Origin of the sequence: Cesiribacter andamanensis AMV16 (genome assembly GCF_000348925.1) — a bacterium.
GTDB lineage: Bacteria > Bacteroidota > Bacteroidia > Cytophagales > Cyclobacteriaceae > Cesiribacter > Cesiribacter andamanensis.
The window spans coordinates 1-18,640 of sequence record NZ_AODQ01000027.1 but is presented as its reverse complement, the minus strand read 5'-3'; the positions used below and the strand labels follow the sequence as shown (position 1 = coordinate 18,640).

The following is an 18,640-nucleotide window of genomic DNA, read 5'->3' as shown; positions in this document are numbered from 1 at the left end:
TGTGGATGCGCCACAGTACTCCCCAAAAGCAAACCTAGCGGGTAGCAGTAATAGTAGCGGGTACTAGTAGCTAGTAGCGAGGGAATTAATTCCCTCGCTACTAGCTACTAGTACCCGCTACCTTTGCTGTGTGCCCCCTACTTCCGGTGCCGCTGTTCCAGCACGCCTACCACCTCATCAAGCTCAATGCCTTTGGCCTCCAGCAGAATCAGGTAGTGGAAGAGCAGGTCGGCAGCTTCGCCCAGAAAAAGCTCCCGGTTATCATCCTTGGCCTCAATCACCAGTTCTACAGCTTCTTCGCCTACTTTTTGGGCCACTTTGTTGATACCTTTCTGAAAAAGACTGGTGGTATAGGATGCATCCGAGGGGTTTAGCTTCCGGTCTTTGATGATGTTCCTGAGCTGGTCGATAAAGCCGGTGCGGCTGCTGTTGGTTTCCATAAAACAGGTATCGGCGCCGGTATGGCAAACCGGGCCTGCAGGGCGGGCCTTGATCAGCAGCGTATCCCTGTCACAGTCCAGGGAAATGCTGTCCACCTCCAAAAAATTACCAGAGCTCTCCCCTTTGGTCCAGAGCCGCCCTTTGCTGCGGCTCCAGAAGGTTACCCGCCCCTGCTCCTGGGTTTGCCGCAGGGCTTCTGCATTCATATAGCCGAGCATCAGTACTTTTTGGCTTACTGCATCCTGCACAATGGCGGGGATGAGGCCATCGGTTTTAGCAAAATCGGGTTGTAGGGGATCGTTGGACATATGTATATAGAATAAAGGTCTAAGACACGTAATGAAAAATGAAGCCGGAGGCTTCTTTATAAACGTCACCTGGTTCCAGCCAGGCGGCTTCTGAATGATCGCTTACCGCTGGTGCGAGCGTCCCGCTCGCACCTCCCAAACTGAATGGGGTACGAGCGGAACGCTCGCACCAGCGAAGGGTATCAGGTATGGGGCTAAAAGATAGAGGTTAGATGGTAGATCCTATGTTGTGGTCCATTGTCTATAGTCCATTGTCCATTATCTAAAATCTAACTTCTACCTTCTACCTTCTACCTTCTACCTTCTACCTTCTAACTTCTAACTTCTAACTTCTAACTTCTAACTTCTAACTTCTAAAAAAAACTAAATCCGCATCGGCAGTCCTTTTTCTCTCAGGTACTGCTTCAGGTCGGGGATGGCAATTTCCTTGAAGTGGAAGATGGAGGCCGCCAGGGCGGCATCGGCCCTGCCAGCATCAAACACATTGCAGAAATGCTGCATGGTGCCCGCTCCGCCAGACGCGATAACGGGCACGGATACACTGCCGGAAATACTGGCCGTAAGGGCATTTGCAAAGCCCGCCTTGGTACCGTCGTGGTCCATGGAAGTGAGCAGGATCTCGCCGGCCCCACGCTCCACAATCTCCCGGGCCCAGGCTTCCGTTTCCAGCGCCGTGGGGGTGCGGCCGCCATGGGTATGCACCAGGTTCTGCCCGCCTACCTGCCGGGTATCAATGGCCACCACCACACACTGGCTGCCAAATTCCCGGGCCAGCCGATCGATCAGCCCCGGATCTTTAACAGCCGATGAATTAAGAGAGATCTTGTCGGCGCCGGCATTGAGCAGCAGCGATACATCTTCCAGCGAGGAAATGCCCCCTCCTACGGTAAAGGGGATGTTGATGACCGAAGCCACGTTTTTCACCAGCTCCGCCAGGGTTTTGCGCTTTTCTACGGTTGCGGTTATGTCCAGGAACACCAGCTCATCGGCACCCTGCTCGGCATAGAGGGCCGCCAATTCTACCGGATCGCCAGCATCGCGCAATTCAACAAAATTGACCCCCTTTACGGTTTTGCCGTCTTTGATGTCCAGGCAGGGTATGATGCGTTTGGTTAACATGAAGTAGTAGTGTGTAGTGAGACAATAGACATAAGACAAAAGAGCTTGTTTGGTCGCCCCCATTGTTGGTGTTCTCACCAACAAATTCTCCTTCGTGGAGCGCTGTTGGTGAAAACTCCAACAACAGGTAGAAGCCTCATATTTCCCCTCTACTGTCCTGATTCAAACTGCACCAGCTCCTCAATTGAAATACGATTTTCATAGATCGCCTTGCCGACTATGCAGCCCCAGCAGCCGATATCCCGCAGCTGGTGCAGATCATCCAGGGTAGCAACCCCGCCGCTGGCAATCAGGTGCAGTCCGGGAAATTCGGCCAGGATCTCCTGATACAGCCGAAGGGAGGGGCCCTGCAGCAGGCCATCTTTGCTCACATCCGTGCAAATTACATAGCGCACCCCCATGGCACTGTATTTTTGCAGGAAGGGCATCAGCTCAATGCCGCCCCCCTCCTGCCAGCCGCCTATGGCAATTTCCCGGCCCCGCACATCGGCGCCCAGAATAATGCGCTCAGGCCCCCACTGCTGCAGCCAGCGGGCAAACATCTCCGGCTGGCGCACGGCGATGCTGCCGCCGGTAATCTGATGGGCGCCGGCAGCAAAAGCGGCCTGCAGGTCCTCATCAGACTGCACCCCTCCGCCAAAATCAACCTGCAGGCCGGTTTGGCTGGCAATGCGCTCCAGCACGGGCAGATTTACAATTTTACGCTGTTTGGCGCCATCCAGGTCTACCAGGTGCAGACGCCTGAGTCCTGCCGACTCGTATTCCTTTGCTACTGCAAGGGGGTCTGAGTTGTATTCTGTCTTTTGATCGTAATCGCCCTGGGTAAGCCGAACGCAGGCGCCGCCGATCAGGTCTATGGCTGGGATGATGTGCATATTTGTGGATGTTAGAGGATAGAAGTTAGAAAGGCGGAGGCAACTTTTACAGGTTCAATAGGAAGTCTTTCTTCTAATTTCTAACCTCTAACTTCAAAAAGTTCTCAAGAATCTTCTCGCCGGTTTTGCCGCTCTTTTCGGGGTGAGCCTGCAGGGCATAGAAGTTGTCTTTGTGCAGGGCTGCGCTGTAGGGGATGCCGTACTCGGTGGTACCGATGGTGCCGGCATGCAGCTCGGCATAATAGCTGTGAACATAATAGAGGTAGCTTTCGGCAGGCAGGCCGCTGAACAGGGGGTGCTCCGTAGGCTGCAGCAGGTTCCAGCCCATGTGCGGCACCTTCAGGCCCTGGCTGAACTTACGCACCTCCACATCAAAAATGCCCAGGCAGGGGGTATCCCCCTCCTCGGAATGGCGGCACATAAGCTGCAGGCCCAGGCATACGCCTAATACCGGCTGCCTGAGGGTAGGCAGGAGCCTGTCCAGCTGACGCTCCTTCAGGTAGCGCATGGCCGTGCTGGCTTCGCCCACCCCCGGAAAGATCACCTTATCGGCCGCCCGCAGGGTGTCGGGGTCGTCGCTGATGCAGGGCTCTATGCCCAAGCGCTGCAGCGCATAGGTAACCGAGCGTATGTTGCCGGCATTGTATTTTACGAGTGCTACATTCATGCTGCGAAAAGCAAATAAAAGCGTTTTAGTATAGAGCCTGTTCAGTTAGCCGCCGCCTGGGATACCGCTGTAGGCGCAGCTGCACCAATACGTTTTGCCAGCTCCTTCTCTATAAGTGGAATAGAGGCATAGAGGGCTTCGTAGGAGTCTACAATATAATAGATCTCCTGGAAGGTATCTTTGCGGTAGGGGGTATCCAGGATGCGGGCCACCTCGTAGGGGCGGTGCTCGGGTTTGTCGCTCAGGGAGTAGAGCGTTTCACCGGCCGACGATAGGATGCCGGCCCCATAAATGCGCAGCTCGCCCCCTTCCCGAATCAGGCCAAACTCAATGGTAAACCAGTAAATGCGGCTCAGCAGCTCAATGGCCCATGCATCCTCAATGTGGCGGAGGGCAATTTTGCTCAGCGCCTGCAGAAAATCAACAAAGGCCTGGTTGGTGAGCAGGGGTACGTGGGCGAAGACATCATGAAACATGTCAGGCTCCTCCAGATAATCCAGCTGCTTCATTTTCCGCAGCCAGGTGGTGGCCGGAAATTTTTTGTCGGCCAGCAGCTTAAAGAACAGATCATCGGCCACGATGCCGGGTACTACGGTAAGCTCCCAGCCAGTCTGGCTGCGCAGCAGGGGGTTGGTTTCGGCAAAATTGGGAATGCGCTCTGCGGTAAAGCGGATGCGCTCCAGCCCTTCCAGATAGGCTTCTGTGGCCCGGCCGGGCAGGTTCTGGATCTGACGGTCGAAGAGGATCTTCCAAACGGCAAAGTCTTCGGCGGTGTAGTTTTCGTACTCTTGGCGGGCCATGGTTTCTGTGATTAGGATATAAAACAAAAAGCCCGTTCCGGGCTTCGGAACGGGTTGTGGTATGATTAATTTTCTATTGCAAATTAGAAAGCGCACACACAACTAGTATCGAAGCCAGGGGATTCGGGCAGATGATAATAGTGGTGGTGATATGCGCTGAACAGGGTCATGTAGGGCAAATATACAGGCAGAATTTTAAAATGCTACCTCCTTTGCTGCTTTTTTTATAACAGCTGAAGACCCTTCCGGACACAGTCGTCTGCCATCTGATCGGGCCAGAGGCTCGCCTGTACCTCGCCAATATGCCGACGGCCCAGTAAAAACATGCACAGGCGCGACTGTCCGATGCCCCCGCCAAGGGTCTGGGGGAGCTCACCCGCCAGCAGCGCCGCATGAAAAGGCAGCGCTGCCCGCTCCTGACAGCCCCGGATAGCCAGCTGGCGCTGCAGTGTCCCGGCATCTACCCGAATGCCCATGGACGATAACTCAAAGGCCCGGCCCAGGGGCTCATTCCAGAGCAGGATGTCTCCATTGAGCCCCTGGTAGCCCCCTACGGAAGGGCTGCTCCAGTCATCATAGTCAGGGGCCCGACCATCATGAGGCTCCCCTCCTTGCAGCCGCCCGCCAATGCCAATAAGAAAAACAGCCCCCAGGGCTTTGGCAATGGCATCCTCCCGTTGTTTTGGGCTCAGGTGGGGGTAGGTACGCTGCAAGTCTTCGGTATGCACAAAGGTAATTTCGTGGGGTAGTTGGGGGGCCAGACCTGGCAGCTCCTTGTCTACAAGCGCTGCCGTGGCAAGCAATGCCCTGTAAATAGCACGCACTGCGTCCTTCAGCACGTCCAGGCTACGCTCTTCCGGCCTGATCACTTTTTCCCAGTCCCACTGATCTACAAAAAGGGAGTGCAGGGAGCTAAGCACTTCATCGGCCCGGATGGCCCGCATGTTTGTAAGGATGCCCTGCCCGGCCGGCAGCCCCAGCCGGGCCAGCTTCAGGCGCTTCCATTTGGCCAGGGAATGAACGATCTCTAGTGTCTGATGGTCCAGCGCCGGCGCAGCAAAGTGCACGGGGCGCTCGCTGCCGTTCAAATCGTCGTTGAGGCCGCTGCCCCTCTTTACCAGCAGAGGGGCACTTACTTTATGTAAGTTTAGTTCATCGGCAAGTTGCGCGGCAAATTGGGTCTTTATCAGATCCAGTGCCTTTTCAAGCGCAAGCGGGCTCAGGGCGGGGGCTGCGGGATATTCCGGGAGGACAGCTGTTTTGGTGGCTTGGGTTTTCATACGTACTTTTTGTAGTTATTAGAAGATTTCATGGAATGAGCACAAAAAAAGCCCTCTACCAGCAGGTGAGAGGGCTATGCGAAGGGCACAAACAGACCAGCTCACCTTGTAGGGGGAGAATTCAGATTCTGGTTATTGGTGCTGTTAACGATCATCTTGTCCTGGGTATAAACTAAAAAAGCCTTCCTGTATAGAGGAAGGCTTTGGTGATAGGGGTATCTGTATAGCGTCAGTACCTGGGCATCAACAATAACCTTCCGCTGGCCTGATTATTCAGGACATTCAGGGGCTGATTATTATTGATCTGATACTGCATTCAGGTATTCTTTACAAGTGCTTATACCAATGTACGCAAATCGTTATAAATTCTACAAGTATTTGCTTATTTTCTTTTTCCTACGGCTGTGCGCAAAATGGTTTGGGTACGGTCCGGGCCGGTGCTGATGATGTTGATGGGCAGGCCCAGCTCCCCTTCCAGGTAGCGAACATACGCCTGCAGCGCCTGGGGCAGTGCATCATAGTCGGTAATCCCCTTCAGGCTCTGGTTCCAGCCCTTCATGGTTTTATAGACGGGTTTTACGGTTACGGACTCCAGATCGTAGGGCAGTTCGCTGGTGCGGCTGCCGTCGGGTAGCTCGTAGTGGGTGCACACCTCAATTTCTTCAAAGATGTTGAGCACATCGGCCTTCATCATAAAGAGCTGGGTAACACCGCTGAGCATGATGGCATAGCGCAGCGAGGGCAGGTCCAGCCAGCCACAGCGGCGCGGACGGCCGGTAGTGGAGCCAAATTCATTTCCTTCTTTGCGCATGCGCTCCCCTACTTCATCGTGCAGTTCGGTAGGGAAAGGGCCACTGCCTACCCGGGTGCCATAGGCTTTAAAAATGCCGTATACCTCGCCAATGGTAGCGGGGGCCACCCCCAGGCCGGTACAGGCGCCGGCCGCCATGGTATTGGAGGAAGTTACAAAGGGGTAGCTGCCAAAATCAATGTCCAGCAGGGAGCCCTGCGCACCCTCGGCCAGTATCTTCTTTCCTTCTTTAATGTAACCGTTCAGCAGGTATTCGGTATCTACAATCTTGCATTCTTTGAGGTACTCTACTGCCTCAAAAAACGCATTTTCGGTCTCGGCAAGCTCAATAGGCTCATTGTAGAAGGCCAGTACGTTCAGGTGCTTTTCCCGCAGGGCCTCGTAGCGCTGCTGAAAATCGGGCAGCAGCAGGTCGCCTACCCGAAGGCCCTGGCGGGCAATCTTATCAGAATAGGCCGGGCCGATCCCTTTTAGGGTAGAGCCGATCTTGCTCAGCCCCTTGGCCTTTTCAGAAGCGGCATCCAGCAGGCGGTGCGTTGGCAGGATCAGCTGGGTTTTTTTGGAGATAAACAGGTTTTTGCGGGCATCGATGCCGTATTTTTTCAGGCTTTCGATCTCCCGGCGCAGGATCACCACATCCAGCACTACCCCATTACCAATCACATTGATGATATCGGGACGGAAAATACCTGAGGGGATCTGGTGCAGTACATGCTTGATGCCATCAAACTCCAGGGTGTGGCCGGCATTGGGCCCACCCTGAAAGCGGGCTACTACCTGGTACTCAGGGGCCAGAAAATCCACTACTTTACCTTTGCCTTCGTCGCCCCACTGGAGGCCTAGCAATACGTCTATCTTCATGATTGTTTGGAAACTAAGGTACGTACCGCGGGCAAAGGTAAGCGATAATTGGAGGATGGCAAAAGGCCCCCCTTTTTAATTGACCGGAGCAGCAGCAGCCCCTTCGGTACGGTACTCGCAATTTTCCTTGATGCAGTTGCCGTAGATGATGAGCGAATGGTGCAACACCTTAAAGCCCAGCATTTCACCGGCCATTTTCTGGATGTTGTAAATGCGCGGATCACAAAACTCCAGCACCCGGCTGCAGTCGGTACAGATCAGGTGGTCATGCTGCTTAAAGCCGTAGCTCTTCTCATATTGCGCCTGGCTCTGGCCAAACTGGTGCTTGGTTACCAGATCGCACTCTACCAGCAGGTCCAGGGTATTGTACACCGTAGCCCGGCTTACGCGGTAGTTCTTATTTTTCATGCTGATGTAGAGCGACTCCACATCGAAGTGCCCATCGCGGGAATAGATCTCCTCCAGAATGGCAAAGCGCTCTGGTGTTTTGCGCAGTGCCTTGTTCTCCAGGTATGCTGTGAAGATCTTCCGTACTTTATCAAAAACCTCTTGGTTTAATGCCATGGTAGTAGTGAGTAGTGAGTAGTGAGACAATGGACAATGGACTATGGACCGTCCACCCCGCCCCCTTTGTTGGTGTTTACACCAACAAAACATTTGTATCCAGTCGGAATATTGTTGGTGAAAACACCCACAACAGGGTGCATTTACAGGATCTCGTCTATTGTCTATCGTCTATTGTCTATCATCCAATCAGTTAAATCGAAACGCCTTGTGCACCCCTTCTACCCGCTCCAGTTTTTTGATGAGCAGATCCAGGTGGCGGGTGTCATTTACATACAGACGAATTATCCCCTCAAAGATACCATCTTCTGTTTCAATAGAAACGGACTGCATGTTTACATGCAGCTCATCGGAGATAATTTTGGTAATATCGTTGATGAGGCCCACCCGGTCGGTACCATCTATTTTCAGTCCGGCCAGGAAGGCAATCTTCTGGCGGCTGGTCCACTTGGCCTTCACCACCCGGTAGCCGTAGTTGGAGAGCAGCTCTACGGCATTTGGGCAGGATACGCGGTGAATTTTGATGCCCTCATTAACGGTTACAAAGCCAAAGACATCATCGCCCGGAATGGGGTTGCAGCATTTGGCCAGCTTGTAATCCACCACATTCATGTCTTCGCCAATGAGCAGGTAGTCCTGCTCGGGACTTTTCACCTTTTTGATCTCCTGCTCAAAGGTGTGCGCATCCTGAATTTCGGGCTTTTTGAGCGATTTTCGCTCGTCCCTGAACTCGCGGAAGCGCTTTACATCCTTGGGATCGATCTGGCCGGTACCTACCTTGTAGTAGAAGTCCAGCATGGTCTTGCAATCAAAGAAGGCGCGCAGCTGGTTTACGATCTCCTGGGTGGGCTGCAGTTTCATCTGCTTAAGTTTGCGCTCCACAATCTCGCGCCCGTCAATGGCCGCTATCTTCTTATCTTCCTTCAGGCACTCCTTGATCTTGGCCCGGGCCTTGGAGCTGGCCACAAAGCGCAGCCAGTCCTCATGGGGTTTTTGCTTGTCGGAAGTGAGTATTTCTACCTGATCGCCATTTTTGAGCAGGTGGTTCAGGGGCACCAGGCGCTGGTTTACCTTGGCGCCTATGCAGTGAGCCCCTACCTCGGAGTGGATATCAAAGGCAAAATCCAGCGCAGTGGCGCCGGTGGGCAGGGTTTTGAGCTCGCCCTTGGGGGTAAACACAAATACCTCATCATGAAAGAGGTTGGAGCGAAAATCGTCCACAAACTCGATGGCCGAGGTATCGGAGGCCTCCAGCATTTCCCGCACCCGCGAGATCCACATTTCCAGGCCCATTTCCTTGCCCTGCCCCCCCTTGGTCTCCTTGTACTTCCAGTGGGCGGCATAGCCTTTTTCGGCAATCTCGTCCATGCGGTTGGTGCGGATCTGCACCTCTACCCACTGCCCGGTAGAGCTCATGACGGTGGTGTGCAGGCTTTCATAGCCATTGGCCTTGGGGGTGCTGATCCAGTCCCGGAGGCGGTCGGGGTTGGGCTTGTAAAAGTCCGTTACGACCGAATACACCTGCCAGCAGGCGGCTTTTTCCTGCTCGGGATCGGCATCAATGATCACCCGGATGGCAAACAGGTCGTACACCTCCTCAAAGGGGATGTTCTGCTTGCGCATTTTATTCCAGATGGAGTAAATGCTTTTGGGCCGGCCCTTTAGCACAAAGCGCAGGCCAAAGCGCCGCAGCTCATCTTCAATGGGGCGGATAAACTGGCGAATAAATTTGCTGCGGGCCGTTTTGGTGGTAGAGATCTTGCGGGCTATTTCCCGGTAGGTTTCCGGCTCGGCATATTTGAGGTAGAGATCTTCCAGCTCGCTCTTGATAGCGTACAGCCCCAGGCGGTGCGCCAGGGGGGCATAGAGGTACATGGTTTCCGAGGCAATCTTGAGCTGCTTGTGGCGCGGCATGCTATCCAGGGTGCGCATGTTGTGCAGGCGGTCGGCCAGCTTGATCAGGATCACCCGCACATCCTCGGAGAGGGTAAGCAGCATTTTTCGGAAGTTCTCGGCCTGCTGGGAGCTGCCATGCTCAAATACGCCGCTTATTTTGGTAAGCCCATCGATGATGCGGGCTACCTTGGGGCCAAAATCGCGCTCAATGTCTTCCAGCTCCAGCTCGGTATCTTCTACCACATCGTGCATGAGGGCGGCCACAATAGAGGTGGTGCCCAGGCCTATCTCATCCACGCAGATCTGGGCTACAGCCAGGGGGTGGTAGATGTAGGGCTCGCCCGATTTGCGGCGCATTTCCCGGTGGGCATCATTAGAAGTATGAAAAGCTTTTTTGATGATCCGCGCATCCCCATCCTTTAAAAAGGGCTTGGCATGCCGTAACAGCTTTCGATAGCGACGAATTATTTCCTTTTTTTCTTCTTCGAGATCTATGGTTACCATGAACGTGTGCTCCCTAGCGGCTCTCTCTTAACAACGCGGAAAGAAAGTAAAAAAATCCTGAATTTTTTTGTGGACGATTTGAATTTATATTCCTACCTTTGCTCACCAATTCAATCAGCGGATGTGGCGAAATTGGTAGACGCACTAGACTTAGGATCTAGCGCCGCGAGGCATGGGGGTTCGAGTCCCTCCATCCGCACAAATTCGAACCCTCGGTTATGATTATCCAAAATCAGAATCGGGGGTTTTATATTTTTGTACCACCCTATAAAGGCTTATAGTTTTGGACATTCAGTTAGACAAGAAAAACCCTACCGAGGCTTCCATTAAAATTACGCTAAGCGAAGCGGATTACCAACCTAAGGTAGAAGAAAAAATCCGGGAATACCGGAAGAAGGCCCAGATTAAAGGCTTCCGTCCAGGCAAGGTACCGGATAGCCTGATCCGTAAAATGTACGGCAAATCCATTCTGGTAGACGAAGTTAACCAGCTTCTTAGCAGCTCCCTGCAGAACTATATCCGCGAGAACAAGATCAATGTGCTGGGCGAGCCCCTGCCCCGGCGCGAAGATGCCGCCAGCATTGACTGGGACAGCAAACAAGACCTGAGCTTTACCTTTGATGTAGGCATGGCCGGCGATTTTGAGGTGAAGCTGGATGATCTGACCATTGAACGCCCTTCCGTAGCGGTAGATGATGCCCTGCTGGAGGAGACCCTTGACAACCTGCGCAAGCAGTTTGGCCAGATGACCAACCCCGAAGGCCCAGCCCAGGAAGGTGATATGTTCTATGGCGAGCTGAAGGCCGAAGAAGGCGAGTTCAAACACAACGGTCTGCTGTCGCCCGAAGACCTGACAGCCGAGACCCAAAAGCTCTTTAAGGGCCTGAAGGCCGGCGATTCGGTTTCTTTCGACATCAAAGAGGCGTTTGCCAACCCCTCTGCCCTGGCCACCGCCACCGGCCTCAACCCCGAGGAAGCCGATAAACTGGAGGGTGATTTTACCTTTACGGTAGAGAAGCTCAACCGCCGCGAGCCCGCCGAGCTGAACCAGGAGCTGTTTGATAAGATTTTTGGTCCCGGTGTCGTATCGTCTGAAGAGGAATTCCGCATCAAGGTGCGCGAAACCGTGCAGGAGAATTACGACCGCGAGGCCACCCGTCTGGCCAATGCCCGCATACGGGAAGCGCTGCTGAGCCGTACCGACATTGCCCTGCCCGACGATTTTCTGAAGCGCTGGCTAAAGGCTACCAACGAAAAGATCACCGACAAGGAGCTGGAGGATGAATACCCCATCTTTGCCACCGACCTGCGCTGGTCCCTGATCCAGAACCGCATTGCCGATACACAGGAGATCAAAGTAGATCCCAAAGATGTGATGGAAGATGTGAAGGACGGAATCCGTCAGCAGTTCCGCCAGTATGGCATGGGCGATGAGATCGAGGAAACCCTGGACTCTTACGCCACCAACTACCTGCAGGACAAGGACGGCCAGAATTACATGCGGGTCTACAACAAGCTGCGTAGCGACAAGGTGCTGGAGGCCGTGCGCCAAAAGGCCACCCTCAGCGAAAACACGGTAACTGCTGAAGAATTTCGGAAGCAGGCACAAGTAAACTAAACCGGCTTTTACGCGGTTATTAGAAAAGTCCTTTCAACAAAGGACTTTTTCTTTATTTTTGTATAGCACCAATTAACTCGCAGCCCACATGTTGAATAGAGACGAATTTAGAAAATATGCCGTACACGGCAGAGGAATAAGCGGATCGGCCATTGACAGCTACTTTAAGCATGTAGAGCTTATGCAGCCCCAGGGCATGACCCGTTCGGTGATTGAAGAGCGCCCTACCAACTTCCGGGAGATCGATGTATTTTCCCGCCTGATGATGGACCGCATTATTTTCCTGGGCACCCAGGTAGATGATCTCATCGCCAACGTAATTACCGCACAGCTGCTGTTCCTGGAGTCGGCCGACCCCAAAAAGGACGTGCTACTCTACATCAACAGCCCCGGTGGCTCGGTATATGCCGGTCTGGGCATTTATGATACCATGCAGTACATCAATCCCGATGTATCCACCATCTGTACCGGCCTTGCTGCTTCTATGGGCGCCGTACTGCTGGCCGGTGGTGCCGCCCGCAAGCGCTCCTCGCTGCCACACGCCCGCATCATGATTCACCAGCCGCTGGGGGGCGCACAGGGACAGGCCTCTGACATTGAGATCACCGCCCGCCAGATCCTGCAGCTGAAAAAAGAACTGTACGAAATTCTGGCGCAACACTCCGGCAAATCGTATGAACAAATAGAGAAAGACTCTGACCGCGATTACTGGATGCGCGCCGAAGAGGCCAAAGAATACGGCCTAATTGACGAAGTACTGGTGCGGGAGAAAAAGAAAGAGTAACTTGATAATTAGAAGCATACGTAATTGGAGAAAAGAAGGGATTCTATGGCGCAAGTAACCTGTTCGTTTTGCGGGAGAAGCAAGAAAGATGTCGATCTGATGATTTCCGGCATCCACGCACACATATGCGACAAATGCATCACCCAGGCAAACCAGATCCTCACCGAGGAGCTCAAAACAAAAAATAAAGAAAGTCTGCCGGAGTTTAAGCTCATTAAACCCACAGACATGAAAAAGCACCTCGACCAGTATGTGGTAGGGCAGGACGATGCCAAGAAGGTTCTTTCGGTAGCGGTGTACAACCACTACAAGCGCATTTTGCAGAAAAAGCGCACCAAGAACGATGACATTATCATCGAGAAGTCCAACATCATCATGGTGGGCGAAACCGGCACGGGTAAAACCTACCTGGCCCGCTCCCTGGCCAAGATCCTGGAAGTGCCCTTCTGCATTGCCGATGCCACCGTGCTCACCGAAGCCGGCTATGTGGGCGAAGATGTGGAAAGCATCCTGACGCGCCTGCTGCAATCAGCCGACTATAAGGTAGACGCGGCCGAGCGCGGCATTGTGTACATTGATGAGATCGACAAAATAGCCCGCAAGTCCGACAACCCCTCCATTACCCGCGATGTAAGCGGCGAAGGGGTACAGCAGGGCCTGCTCAAGCTGCTGGAAGGCTCTATTGTGAACGTACCCCCTCAGGGCGGCCGCAAGCACCCCGACCAGAAAATGATCTCCATCAATACCGAAAACATCCTCTTCATTTGCGGAGGAGCGTTTGATGGGGTGCACCGCATTATTGGCAACCGCCTGAATACCCGCCAGCTGGGCTTTGCCAACGTAGACCAGATGATGGACCGCACCAGCATTGACGAGAACAACATGCTGCAGTATGTAACCTCGCAGGACCTGAAGCAATTCGGTCTGATCCCGGAGCTGCTGGGCCGCCTGCCCATCGTTACCTACCTGAATCCGCTGGATGCCGAAACGCTCAAGCGCATTCTGACCGAGCCCAAAAACGCCCTGGTGCGTCAGTACCAGAAGCTGTTTGAGATGGAGGACATTGCCCTGCAGTTTACCGACGATGCCCTTGATTACATTGTAAGCAAGGCCATGGAAAACAAGCTGGGCGCCCGCGGGCTGCGCTCTATCTGCGAAAGCATCATTACCGATGCCATGTACGAGCTGCCGTCTGAGAAGGGGGTAAGCGAGTTTATGGTAAGCCGGGAATATGCCGAGGAGAAGATCGAAAAATCGAAATTCAAAAAACTGAAGGTGGCCTAAGGCTGCCGAAGAGCACTAAACAAAAAAGCGCCGGATAAGCATCTGGCGCTTTTTTTTGTGTTCTGATCTGCTCCCGTAGGATGGGCCGGTAGCATGGCCCAATAGAAGGGGCCCGTCGTGGCACATGCGCATGGTTCCATACATGGCCCCAAAGCATGACCCCAAAGCATGGCCCCAAAGCATGGCCCTTGCAGACCATGCTAATACTATACCGCCCCTTCAGGGCTGGGTTCCCGGCCTGACACCCGCCGGCTCATTTAAAAACATTGCATAGAATCACCAAGCCAGCCCCTGAGCCCCAAAGGGGCGACATAATGCGAGCATGGTCTGTAAGGGCCATGCTTTGGGGCCATGCTATAATGCCATGCTATAATGCCATGCAATCGAGCCAGATGACTACCCCCCCTTTTGCAGATACCCCACCATCAGGCGGGCGGTGCGCTGGGAGGCGGCCTCCTCGCCCATTTCAGATTTGAGCTTTTGGTAACCCTGCAGCTGGCGGTTGCGATCGGGGCCGCCGGGGACGATCTTCTGCAACTCAGCCTGCAGACGTTCCTGTGTAAGCTCATGCTGGATCAGTTCGGGCACCAGTCCCTCGCCGGCCACCAGGTTGGCCAGGCTGATGTACTGAACGGTTATAAGGCGCTTAGCGATCTGGTAGGTAGTCCAGCCGGTTTTGTACACCACTACCTGCGGCACTTCAAACAGGGCTGTTTCCAGCGTAGCCGTGCCGGAGGCAACAACAGCAGCAGAGGCCTCGCTGAGCAGCTCGTAGGTCTGATCATAGGCAATCTGCACATTGGGGTAGCCCTCGGCAGGAGCATATAAGATGGCAGGAAGGGTAGTAAGCCCGGCAATTACAAAGGTATAATCGGGAAAGTGGCGGCTCACCGGCAGCATCACCTCCAGTAGGCTAGCCACCTCCTGCTTGCGGCTGCCGGGTAAGAGCGCAATGATGGGTTTACGGGAAAGACTGTTCTGGCTGCGAAACTCCGGTTTGGGAGTAAAGTCCCGGATGGCATCCAGCAGGGGATTGCCCACAAAATCGACCGTCATGCCCCAGCGCTGGTAAAACTCCTGCTCAAAGGGCATGATCACAAACATACGGTCTACATACTTTTTGATCTTGAGCGCCCGCTTCTGGTTCCAGGCCCAGATCTTAGGCGAAATATAATAGTAGACCTTAAAGCCCTTTTCTTTGGCCCACTTGGCCATGCGCAGGTTAAAACCGGCATAGTCAATGAGGATGATCACATCGGGCCGGAATTTGAGAATTTCCTGCTTGGCACGCCTAAACAGGCCCAGAATGATTGGCAGATTGGCGGCTACCTCCAAAAAGCCCATAAAGGCTCCCTTTTCATAGTGCACCAGCAGCTGCATGCCGGCCTGGGCCATATACTCGCCGCCAAAGCCTCTGCAGTTGGCATCCGCATCTTCCTGGCGCAGGGCCCGTACCAGATTACCTCCATGCAAATCACCGGAGCGCTCACCGGCTATCAGAAAATACTTCATAGGGGGTTAAGGTACGAAGGGATGAGGGGATTGACAAGAAGGGGTATTGGACGATGGACAATAGACAATGGACAATGGACATCAGACAATGGACGATAGGCCTGGCGGCGATCCGCAATGGACGTTGGGCCTTTGGTGAAATGTCAAAGCCGGATTATGGCATCTATTTGGGCTATCTGTTTTGCTATTAAAAGTTGAGGATATATTCCTCTACACCCTTTCCCCATTGTCTGATGTCCATTGTCCATTGTTCATCGACCAACATCCCCTATTCCCCAAAATACTCCACATAGTTGCGGGGGGTCTCGTAGAGGCGAAGGCTGTGCAGCCGGCCATAGGGGGTGATGTCGCCCACGGGGACTTCCAGGATCTTCCAGATCTCCAGGATCAGGTTTTCGCAGCTGGCCATTTTTCCCTTCATAAAGTCAACATCCTCGTTGAGGTTTTTATGGTCCAGCTTATCAATCACCTCCCGGCGAATGAGCGTACTGAGCTTTTTCAGGTCTACCACAAAGCCGGTTTCAGGGTCGGGGGTACCCTTCACCGTAACGATCAGCTCAAAGTTGTGGCCATGCCAGTTCACATTGGCACAGGGGCCAAACACCTCTGTATTTTTTTCAGGGGTCCAGTTAGGGTTATACAGCTTATGGGCTGCATTAAAATGTTCTTTCCGGCTTATGTATACCATGTGCGAGTACCCGATACGGTAAGGGGGCAAAGGTACGGCCTTTTCTTATTTTCTGAAAGTGGGCCTGTTTTCTGCAAACCCGCCGGGCAGGGCTTTAGTTTGGTGGGAACCCGGGCCTTTAGGAGAAATTCGTTATTTTTGAACCTGCAACGCATACGTCTATGATCGTAGTTACCGGTGCGGCCGGCTTTATTGGCAGCCGCCTTATACATGCGCTTAACGCCGAAGGCTACACCTACCTGGTGGCGGTTGATATATTTGATAATCCCGAGAAGGAAAAAAACCTGCAGGGAGCCAAGCTTTTGCAGCGGGTTGACCGCCGGAATTTTTTAGCATGGCTGGATCAAAACGAACAGGAGGTGGAATTTATCTTTCACCTAGGCGCCCGCACCGATACCACCGAATTTGACTACCAGCTGCTCTGGGAGCTCAATACCGATTACAGCAAGGCCCTCTGGCAAAAATGCACCGCCTACCAGATCCCCCTGGTATATGCCTCCTCGGCCGCTACCTATGGCGCCGGCGAGCTGGGCTACAAAGATGAGGAAGCCCTGATTCCGCAGCTTAAGCCCCTGAACCCCTATGGCGAATCGAAAAACGAATTTGACAAATGGGTGCTGCAGCAGCAGGAAGCCCCCTTTTTCTGGGCAGGACTTAAATTCTTCAACGTCTACGGCTGGGGCGAGAACCATAAGGGCCGCATGGCCTCGGTGATCTGGCATGCCTACCGGCAAATACAGGAAACGGGCAGGATGCGCCTGTTTCGCTCCCACCACCCCGATTTCAAGGATGGCGAGCAGATGCGCGATTTTGTGTATGTGGAAGATGTGGCGCGGGTGTGTCTCTGGCTGATGCACCACCGCCAGCACAGCGGCATTTACAATTTGGGCAGCGGCAAGGCCCGCACCTTCAGAGACCTGGTAACCGCCGTATTCAGCAGCCTGCAGCTGCCTGCCCAAATCGAGTTTATCGATACTCCGGCCGATATCCGGGACACCTACCAGTACTTTACCGAAGCCGATATGGGCAAGCTCAAAGGCATAGGCTACCCCCACCCCTTTACCGAGCTGGAAGAAGGTGTGCGGCAGTATGTTGCCCGGCTGGAAAGCAGCCGCTCAGCCAGCTAGATCCATTTCAGCACCTTCCTGTCTAGTGCACCAGCACCCGGCGCAGGGCTCGTCTGCCCCCCTGCTGAACCTCCAGCAGGTATAGCCCCCCCTGGGGAGGCAGCTGCAGCCGTATGCCCCCTGCCCCGGCACCCGTAGCCTGCTGCACCTGTACCAGCCGGCCAGCCCTATCAAACACCCGCAGGGTATAGGGCAGTTGCTGTTGCTCAGGCCAGTGGAGGGTAACTTCTCCCCTGCTGGGGTTGGGGTACAGCTGCAGCCCCGGCAGGCTATTGGCCACAAGGCCGGTGGGCGTATGCAGGCCGGCCGTATGCTCCCATAAGTCCTGTATATGTGCTGCGGCAGCCAGCAGCTCGTCTATGGAGCCGGCCCCATGCAGGGCAAAGGCTACGGTGAGGGAATCACCCGGCGCCAGGCTAAACGGGCCGGCTCCAAGGGCTATGCTCACATCGCTTCCCTGCTCGGGCTCTCCGGCCCTGGGGTTGGCTATGCCGCTGGAGAGGGCCTTGTACTTTTCGGCTTCCGTAAAGCCGTCATACACCCCTATGTTTCCTTCCTGCAGATGGGTGGTATTATCCATGGCCCAGTAATTGGGCGTAGCGCCCAGGAGCTGGACGCCGGCTACGCGCCGCCCTTCTTTGGGGGCAGCGTAAACAAGGGCCGTTTGGGTGTTGGGGTCCCAGTCGGCCAGATCTTTATAGCCCTGGGGGTTGATGTCCCAGTCGGCAAAGTAGCCCACCACCAACTTTTCCAGGGGGGCGGCAGTGCGGTTATAGATCTTGTAGATAAACAGCAGCGACTGGTCATGCGGGGCCTCCCGCCAGGCGTAGATGCGATAGGCTACCTCTACCCCCAGCTGGCGGGTGTGGTAGGCCCGGGCATCGGTAAAGCGGCCGCTCACCTCTACATCGGCAATGGTGCCCGGCTCTTGCCGCTCCAGCCGCTCCAGCTCTACAAAATCATCGTGTATGCCACTCTGGGCCCGTACGCTGCTTACCACCCGCTGGCTATCAACCCCAATCATCAGGCCCATCTCATAGAGCATGTTCTCTTCCTGAAACTCAAAACCTATGCCGCGGGTCTTGGCGCCATCTTCATAGCCCACCCGGCCGGTACCACTTATGGTTGTGGCTATCTTATTTTCCCGAAGGGTATAGAAGGAGGGGTTGAGCAGCACCCGAATGAATTGAAAATCCTCATAGCCGGCAGCCGAATAGTCCAGCCTGAGCACAATCTCGGCATTGGGGGACAGGTCTGGGTGGAGGTCGATCACAAACCCCTCCTCTGCCAGCTCAAGCTGCTGCAGCATGCCCATGCTCCCCAGCGCCTGCTCGGGCTGGGGTACTGAAACCTGCGGATGGAGGGAGCTCAGGCGGATGCGCACATCCTGCGCCGGCCACAGATAGTTCATGAAGTGCCTTTTACATAGGCTCGCTGTCCGGCCTTGGGGATATCGCCCTGGGGGCCCACTACACGCAGGCCTTCTGTGCGCAGCGAGGGG

General features: G+C 54.3%; 16 protein-coding genes and 1 tRNA gene. 5 read left to right on the top strand and 12 right to left on the bottom strand.

Features of this window, described 5'->3' with window-relative positions; genetic code table 11:
* Nucleotides 1–137: 137 nt before the first annotated feature.
* The 9 genes from hisIE to ADICEAN_RS07025 form a co-directional block, all read right to left on the bottom strand.
* Entirely contained in the window at nt 138–749 is a 612-nt protein-coding gene (gene hisIE / locus ADICEAN_RS07065; RefSeq protein ID WP_009194877.1) for a bifunctional phosphoribosyl-AMP cyclohydrolase/phosphoribosyl-ATP diphosphatase HisIE, read from the bottom strand.
* Between the two features lie 363 nt (nt 750–1,112).
* Nucleotides 1,113–1,868 carry an imidazole glycerol phosphate synthase subunit HisF gene (gene hisF, locus ADICEAN_RS07060; RefSeq protein ID WP_009194876.1) on the bottom strand — a complete coding sequence of 252 codons (756 nt, stop codon included), beginning with the start codon at nt 1,866–1,868 and terminating at the stop codon, nt 1,113–1,115.
* Nucleotides 1,869–2,017: 149 nt separating this feature from the next.
* Nucleotides 2,018–2,743, bottom strand: a complete 726-nt coding sequence (gene hisA, locus ADICEAN_RS07055; protein WP_009194875.1) for a 1-(5-phosphoribosyl)-5-[(5-phosphoribosylamino)methylideneamino]imidazole-4-carboxamide isomerase — start codon at nt 2,741–2,743, stop codon at nt 2,018–2,020.
* A gap of 73 nt (nt 2,744–2,816) precedes the next feature.
* Nucleotides 2,817–3,410, bottom strand: a complete 594-nt coding sequence (gene hisH, locus ADICEAN_RS07050) for an imidazole glycerol phosphate synthase subunit HisH (RefSeq protein WP_009194874.1) — start codon at nt 3,408–3,410, stop codon at nt 2,817–2,819.
* 41 nt (nt 3,411–3,451) lie between these two features.
* Nucleotides 3,452–4,210 (bottom strand): phenylalanine 4-monooxygenase, encoded by a 759-nt coding sequence (locus ADICEAN_RS07045; protein WP_009194873.1) that lies wholly within the window; start codon nt 4,208–4,210, stop codon nt 3,452–3,454.
* Nucleotides 4,211–4,434: 224 nt separating this feature from the next.
* A complete protein-coding gene (asnA, locus tag ADICEAN_RS07040; protein ID WP_009194872.1) occupies nt 4,435–5,490 on the bottom strand; it encodes an aspartate--ammonia ligase in 1,056 nt (351 codons plus the stop codon).
* 382 nt (nt 5,491–5,872) lie between these two features.
* Nucleotides 5,873–7,162 carry an adenylosuccinate synthase gene (locus ADICEAN_RS07035; protein ID WP_009194871.1) on the bottom strand — a complete coding sequence of 430 codons (1,290 nt, stop codon included), beginning with the start codon at nt 7,160–7,162 and terminating at the stop codon, nt 5,873–5,875.
* A 75-nt stretch (nt 7,163–7,237) separates the two neighbouring features.
* Complete coding sequence (locus ADICEAN_RS07030) at nt 7,238–7,726, bottom strand: Fur family transcriptional regulator (RefSeq protein ID WP_009194870.1); 489 nt, start codon at nt 7,724–7,726, stop codon at nt 7,238–7,240.
* 189 nt (nt 7,727–7,915) lie between these two features.
* On the bottom strand, nt 7,916–10,126 hold the full coding sequence (locus ADICEAN_RS07025) for a RelA/SpoT family protein (protein WP_009194869.1): 2,211 nt from the start codon (nt 10,124–10,126) through the stop codon (nt 7,916–7,918).
* A 117-nt stretch (nt 10,127–10,243) separates the two neighbouring features.
* On the opposite strand from ADICEAN_RS07025, the gene ADICEAN_RS07020 reads away from it, so the two are divergent.
* The 4 genes from ADICEAN_RS07020 (at nt 10,244) to clpX (ending at nt 13,812) form a co-directional block, all read left to right on the top strand.
* A tRNA-Leu gene (locus ADICEAN_RS07020) sits at nt 10,244–10,325 on the top strand.
* Nucleotides 10,326–10,409: 84 nt separating this feature from the next.
* The gene (tig, locus tag ADICEAN_RS07015; protein ID WP_009194868.1) at nt 10,410–11,744 is read left to right on the top strand and encodes a trigger factor; all 1,335 of its coding nucleotides are present in this window, start codon (nt 10,410–10,412) and stop codon (nt 11,742–11,744) included.
* A gap of 88 nt (nt 11,745–11,832) precedes the next feature.
* Nucleotides 11,833–12,528 carry an ATP-dependent Clp protease proteolytic subunit gene (locus ADICEAN_RS07010; RefSeq protein ID WP_009194867.1) on the top strand — a complete coding sequence of 232 codons (696 nt, stop codon included), beginning with the start codon at nt 11,833–11,835 and terminating at the stop codon, nt 12,526–12,528.
* A 45-nt stretch (nt 12,529–12,573) separates the two neighbouring features.
* A complete protein-coding gene (gene clpX, locus ADICEAN_RS07005) occupies nt 12,574–13,812 on the top strand; it encodes an ATP-dependent Clp protease ATP-binding subunit ClpX (protein ID WP_009194866.1) in 1,239 nt (412 codons plus the stop codon).
* A 396-nt stretch (nt 13,813–14,208) separates the two neighbouring features.
* Here clpX and lpxB read toward each other — a convergent pair whose 3' ends face one another.
* Nucleotides 14,209–15,324 (bottom strand): lipid-A-disaccharide synthase, encoded by a 1,116-nt coding sequence (gene lpxB / locus ADICEAN_RS07000; RefSeq protein WP_009194865.1) that lies wholly within the window; start codon nt 15,322–15,324, stop codon nt 14,209–14,211.
* A gap of 268 nt (nt 15,325–15,592) precedes the next feature.
* Nucleotides 15,593–16,012: a 6-pyruvoyl trahydropterin synthase family protein gene (locus ADICEAN_RS06995; protein WP_009194864.1), complete on the bottom strand. Its 420-nt coding sequence runs from the start codon at nt 16,010–16,012 to the stop codon at nt 15,593–15,595.
* A 161-nt stretch (nt 16,013–16,173) separates the two neighbouring features.
* Here ADICEAN_RS06995 and rfaD point away from each other — a divergent pair, with 161 nt between their 5' ends.
* Entirely contained in the window at nt 16,174–17,139 is a 966-nt protein-coding gene (gene rfaD / locus ADICEAN_RS06990) for an ADP-glyceromanno-heptose 6-epimerase (RefSeq protein ID WP_009194863.1), read from the top strand.
* Between the two features lie 22 nt (nt 17,140–17,161).
* Here rfaD and ADICEAN_RS06985 read toward each other — a convergent pair whose 3' ends face one another.
* Nucleotides 17,162–18,550 (bottom strand): T9SS type A sorting domain-containing protein, encoded by a 1,389-nt coding sequence (locus tag ADICEAN_RS06985; RefSeq protein ID WP_009194862.1) that lies wholly within the window; start codon nt 18,548–18,550, stop codon nt 17,162–17,164.
* Nucleotides 18,551–18,640: the final 90 nt, after the last annotated feature.

Bases quoted from the DNA above. Each gene is read 5' to 3' on its own strand.
- hisIE (WP_009194877.1), bottom strand. From the start codon at position 749: ATGTCCAACGATCCCCTACAACCCGATTTTGCTAAAACCGATGGCCTC.
- ADICEAN_RS07010 (WP_009194867.1), top strand. From the start codon at position 11,833: ATGTTGAATAGAGACGAATTTAGAAAATATGCCGTACACGGCAGAGGA.
- ADICEAN_RS07045 (WP_009194873.1), bottom strand. From the start codon at position 4,210: ATGGCCCGCCAAGAGTACGAAAACTACACCGCCGAAGACTTTGCCGTT.
- ADICEAN_RS07025 (WP_009194869.1), bottom strand. From the start codon at position 10,126: ATGGTAACCATAGATCTCGAAGAAGAAAAAAAGGAAATAATTCGTCGC.
- hisF (WP_009194876.1), bottom strand. From the start codon at position 1,868: ATGTTAACCAAACGCATCATACCCTGCCTGGACATCAAAGACGGCAAA.
- clpX (WP_009194866.1), top strand. From the start codon at position 12,574: ATGGCGCAAGTAACCTGTTCGTTTTGCGGGAGAAGCAAGAAAGATGTC.
- ADICEAN_RS07030 (WP_009194870.1), bottom strand. From the start codon at position 7,726: ATGGCATTAAACCAAGAGGTTTTTGATAAAGTACGGAAGATCTTCACA.
- ADICEAN_RS06995 (WP_009194864.1), bottom strand. From the start codon at position 16,012: ATGGTATACATAAGCCGGAAAGAACATTTTAATGCAGCCCATAAGCTG.
- hisA (WP_009194875.1), bottom strand. From the start codon at position 2,743: ATGCACATCATCCCAGCCATAGACCTGATCGGCGGCGCCTGCGTTCGG.
- hisH (WP_009194874.1), bottom strand. From the start codon at position 3,410: ATGAATGTAGCACTCGTAAAATACAATGCCGGCAACATACGCTCGGTT.
- lpxB (WP_009194865.1), bottom strand. From the start codon at position 15,324: ATGAAGTATTTTCTGATAGCCGGTGAGCGCTCCGGTGATTTGCATGGA.
- ADICEAN_RS07035 (WP_009194871.1), bottom strand. From the start codon at position 7,162: ATGAAGATAGACGTATTGCTAGGCCTCCAGTGGGGCGACGAAGGCAAA.
- ADICEAN_RS06985 (WP_009194862.1), bottom strand. From the start codon at position 18,550: ATGAACTATCTGTGGCCGGCGCAGGATGTGCGCATCCGCCTGAGCTCC.
- rfaD (WP_009194863.1), top strand. From the start codon at position 16,174: ATGATCGTAGTTACCGGTGCGGCCGGCTTTATTGGCAGCCGCCTTATA.
- asnA (WP_009194872.1), bottom strand. From the start codon at position 5,490: ATGAAAACCCAAGCCACCAAAACAGCTGTCCTCCCGGAATATCCCGCA.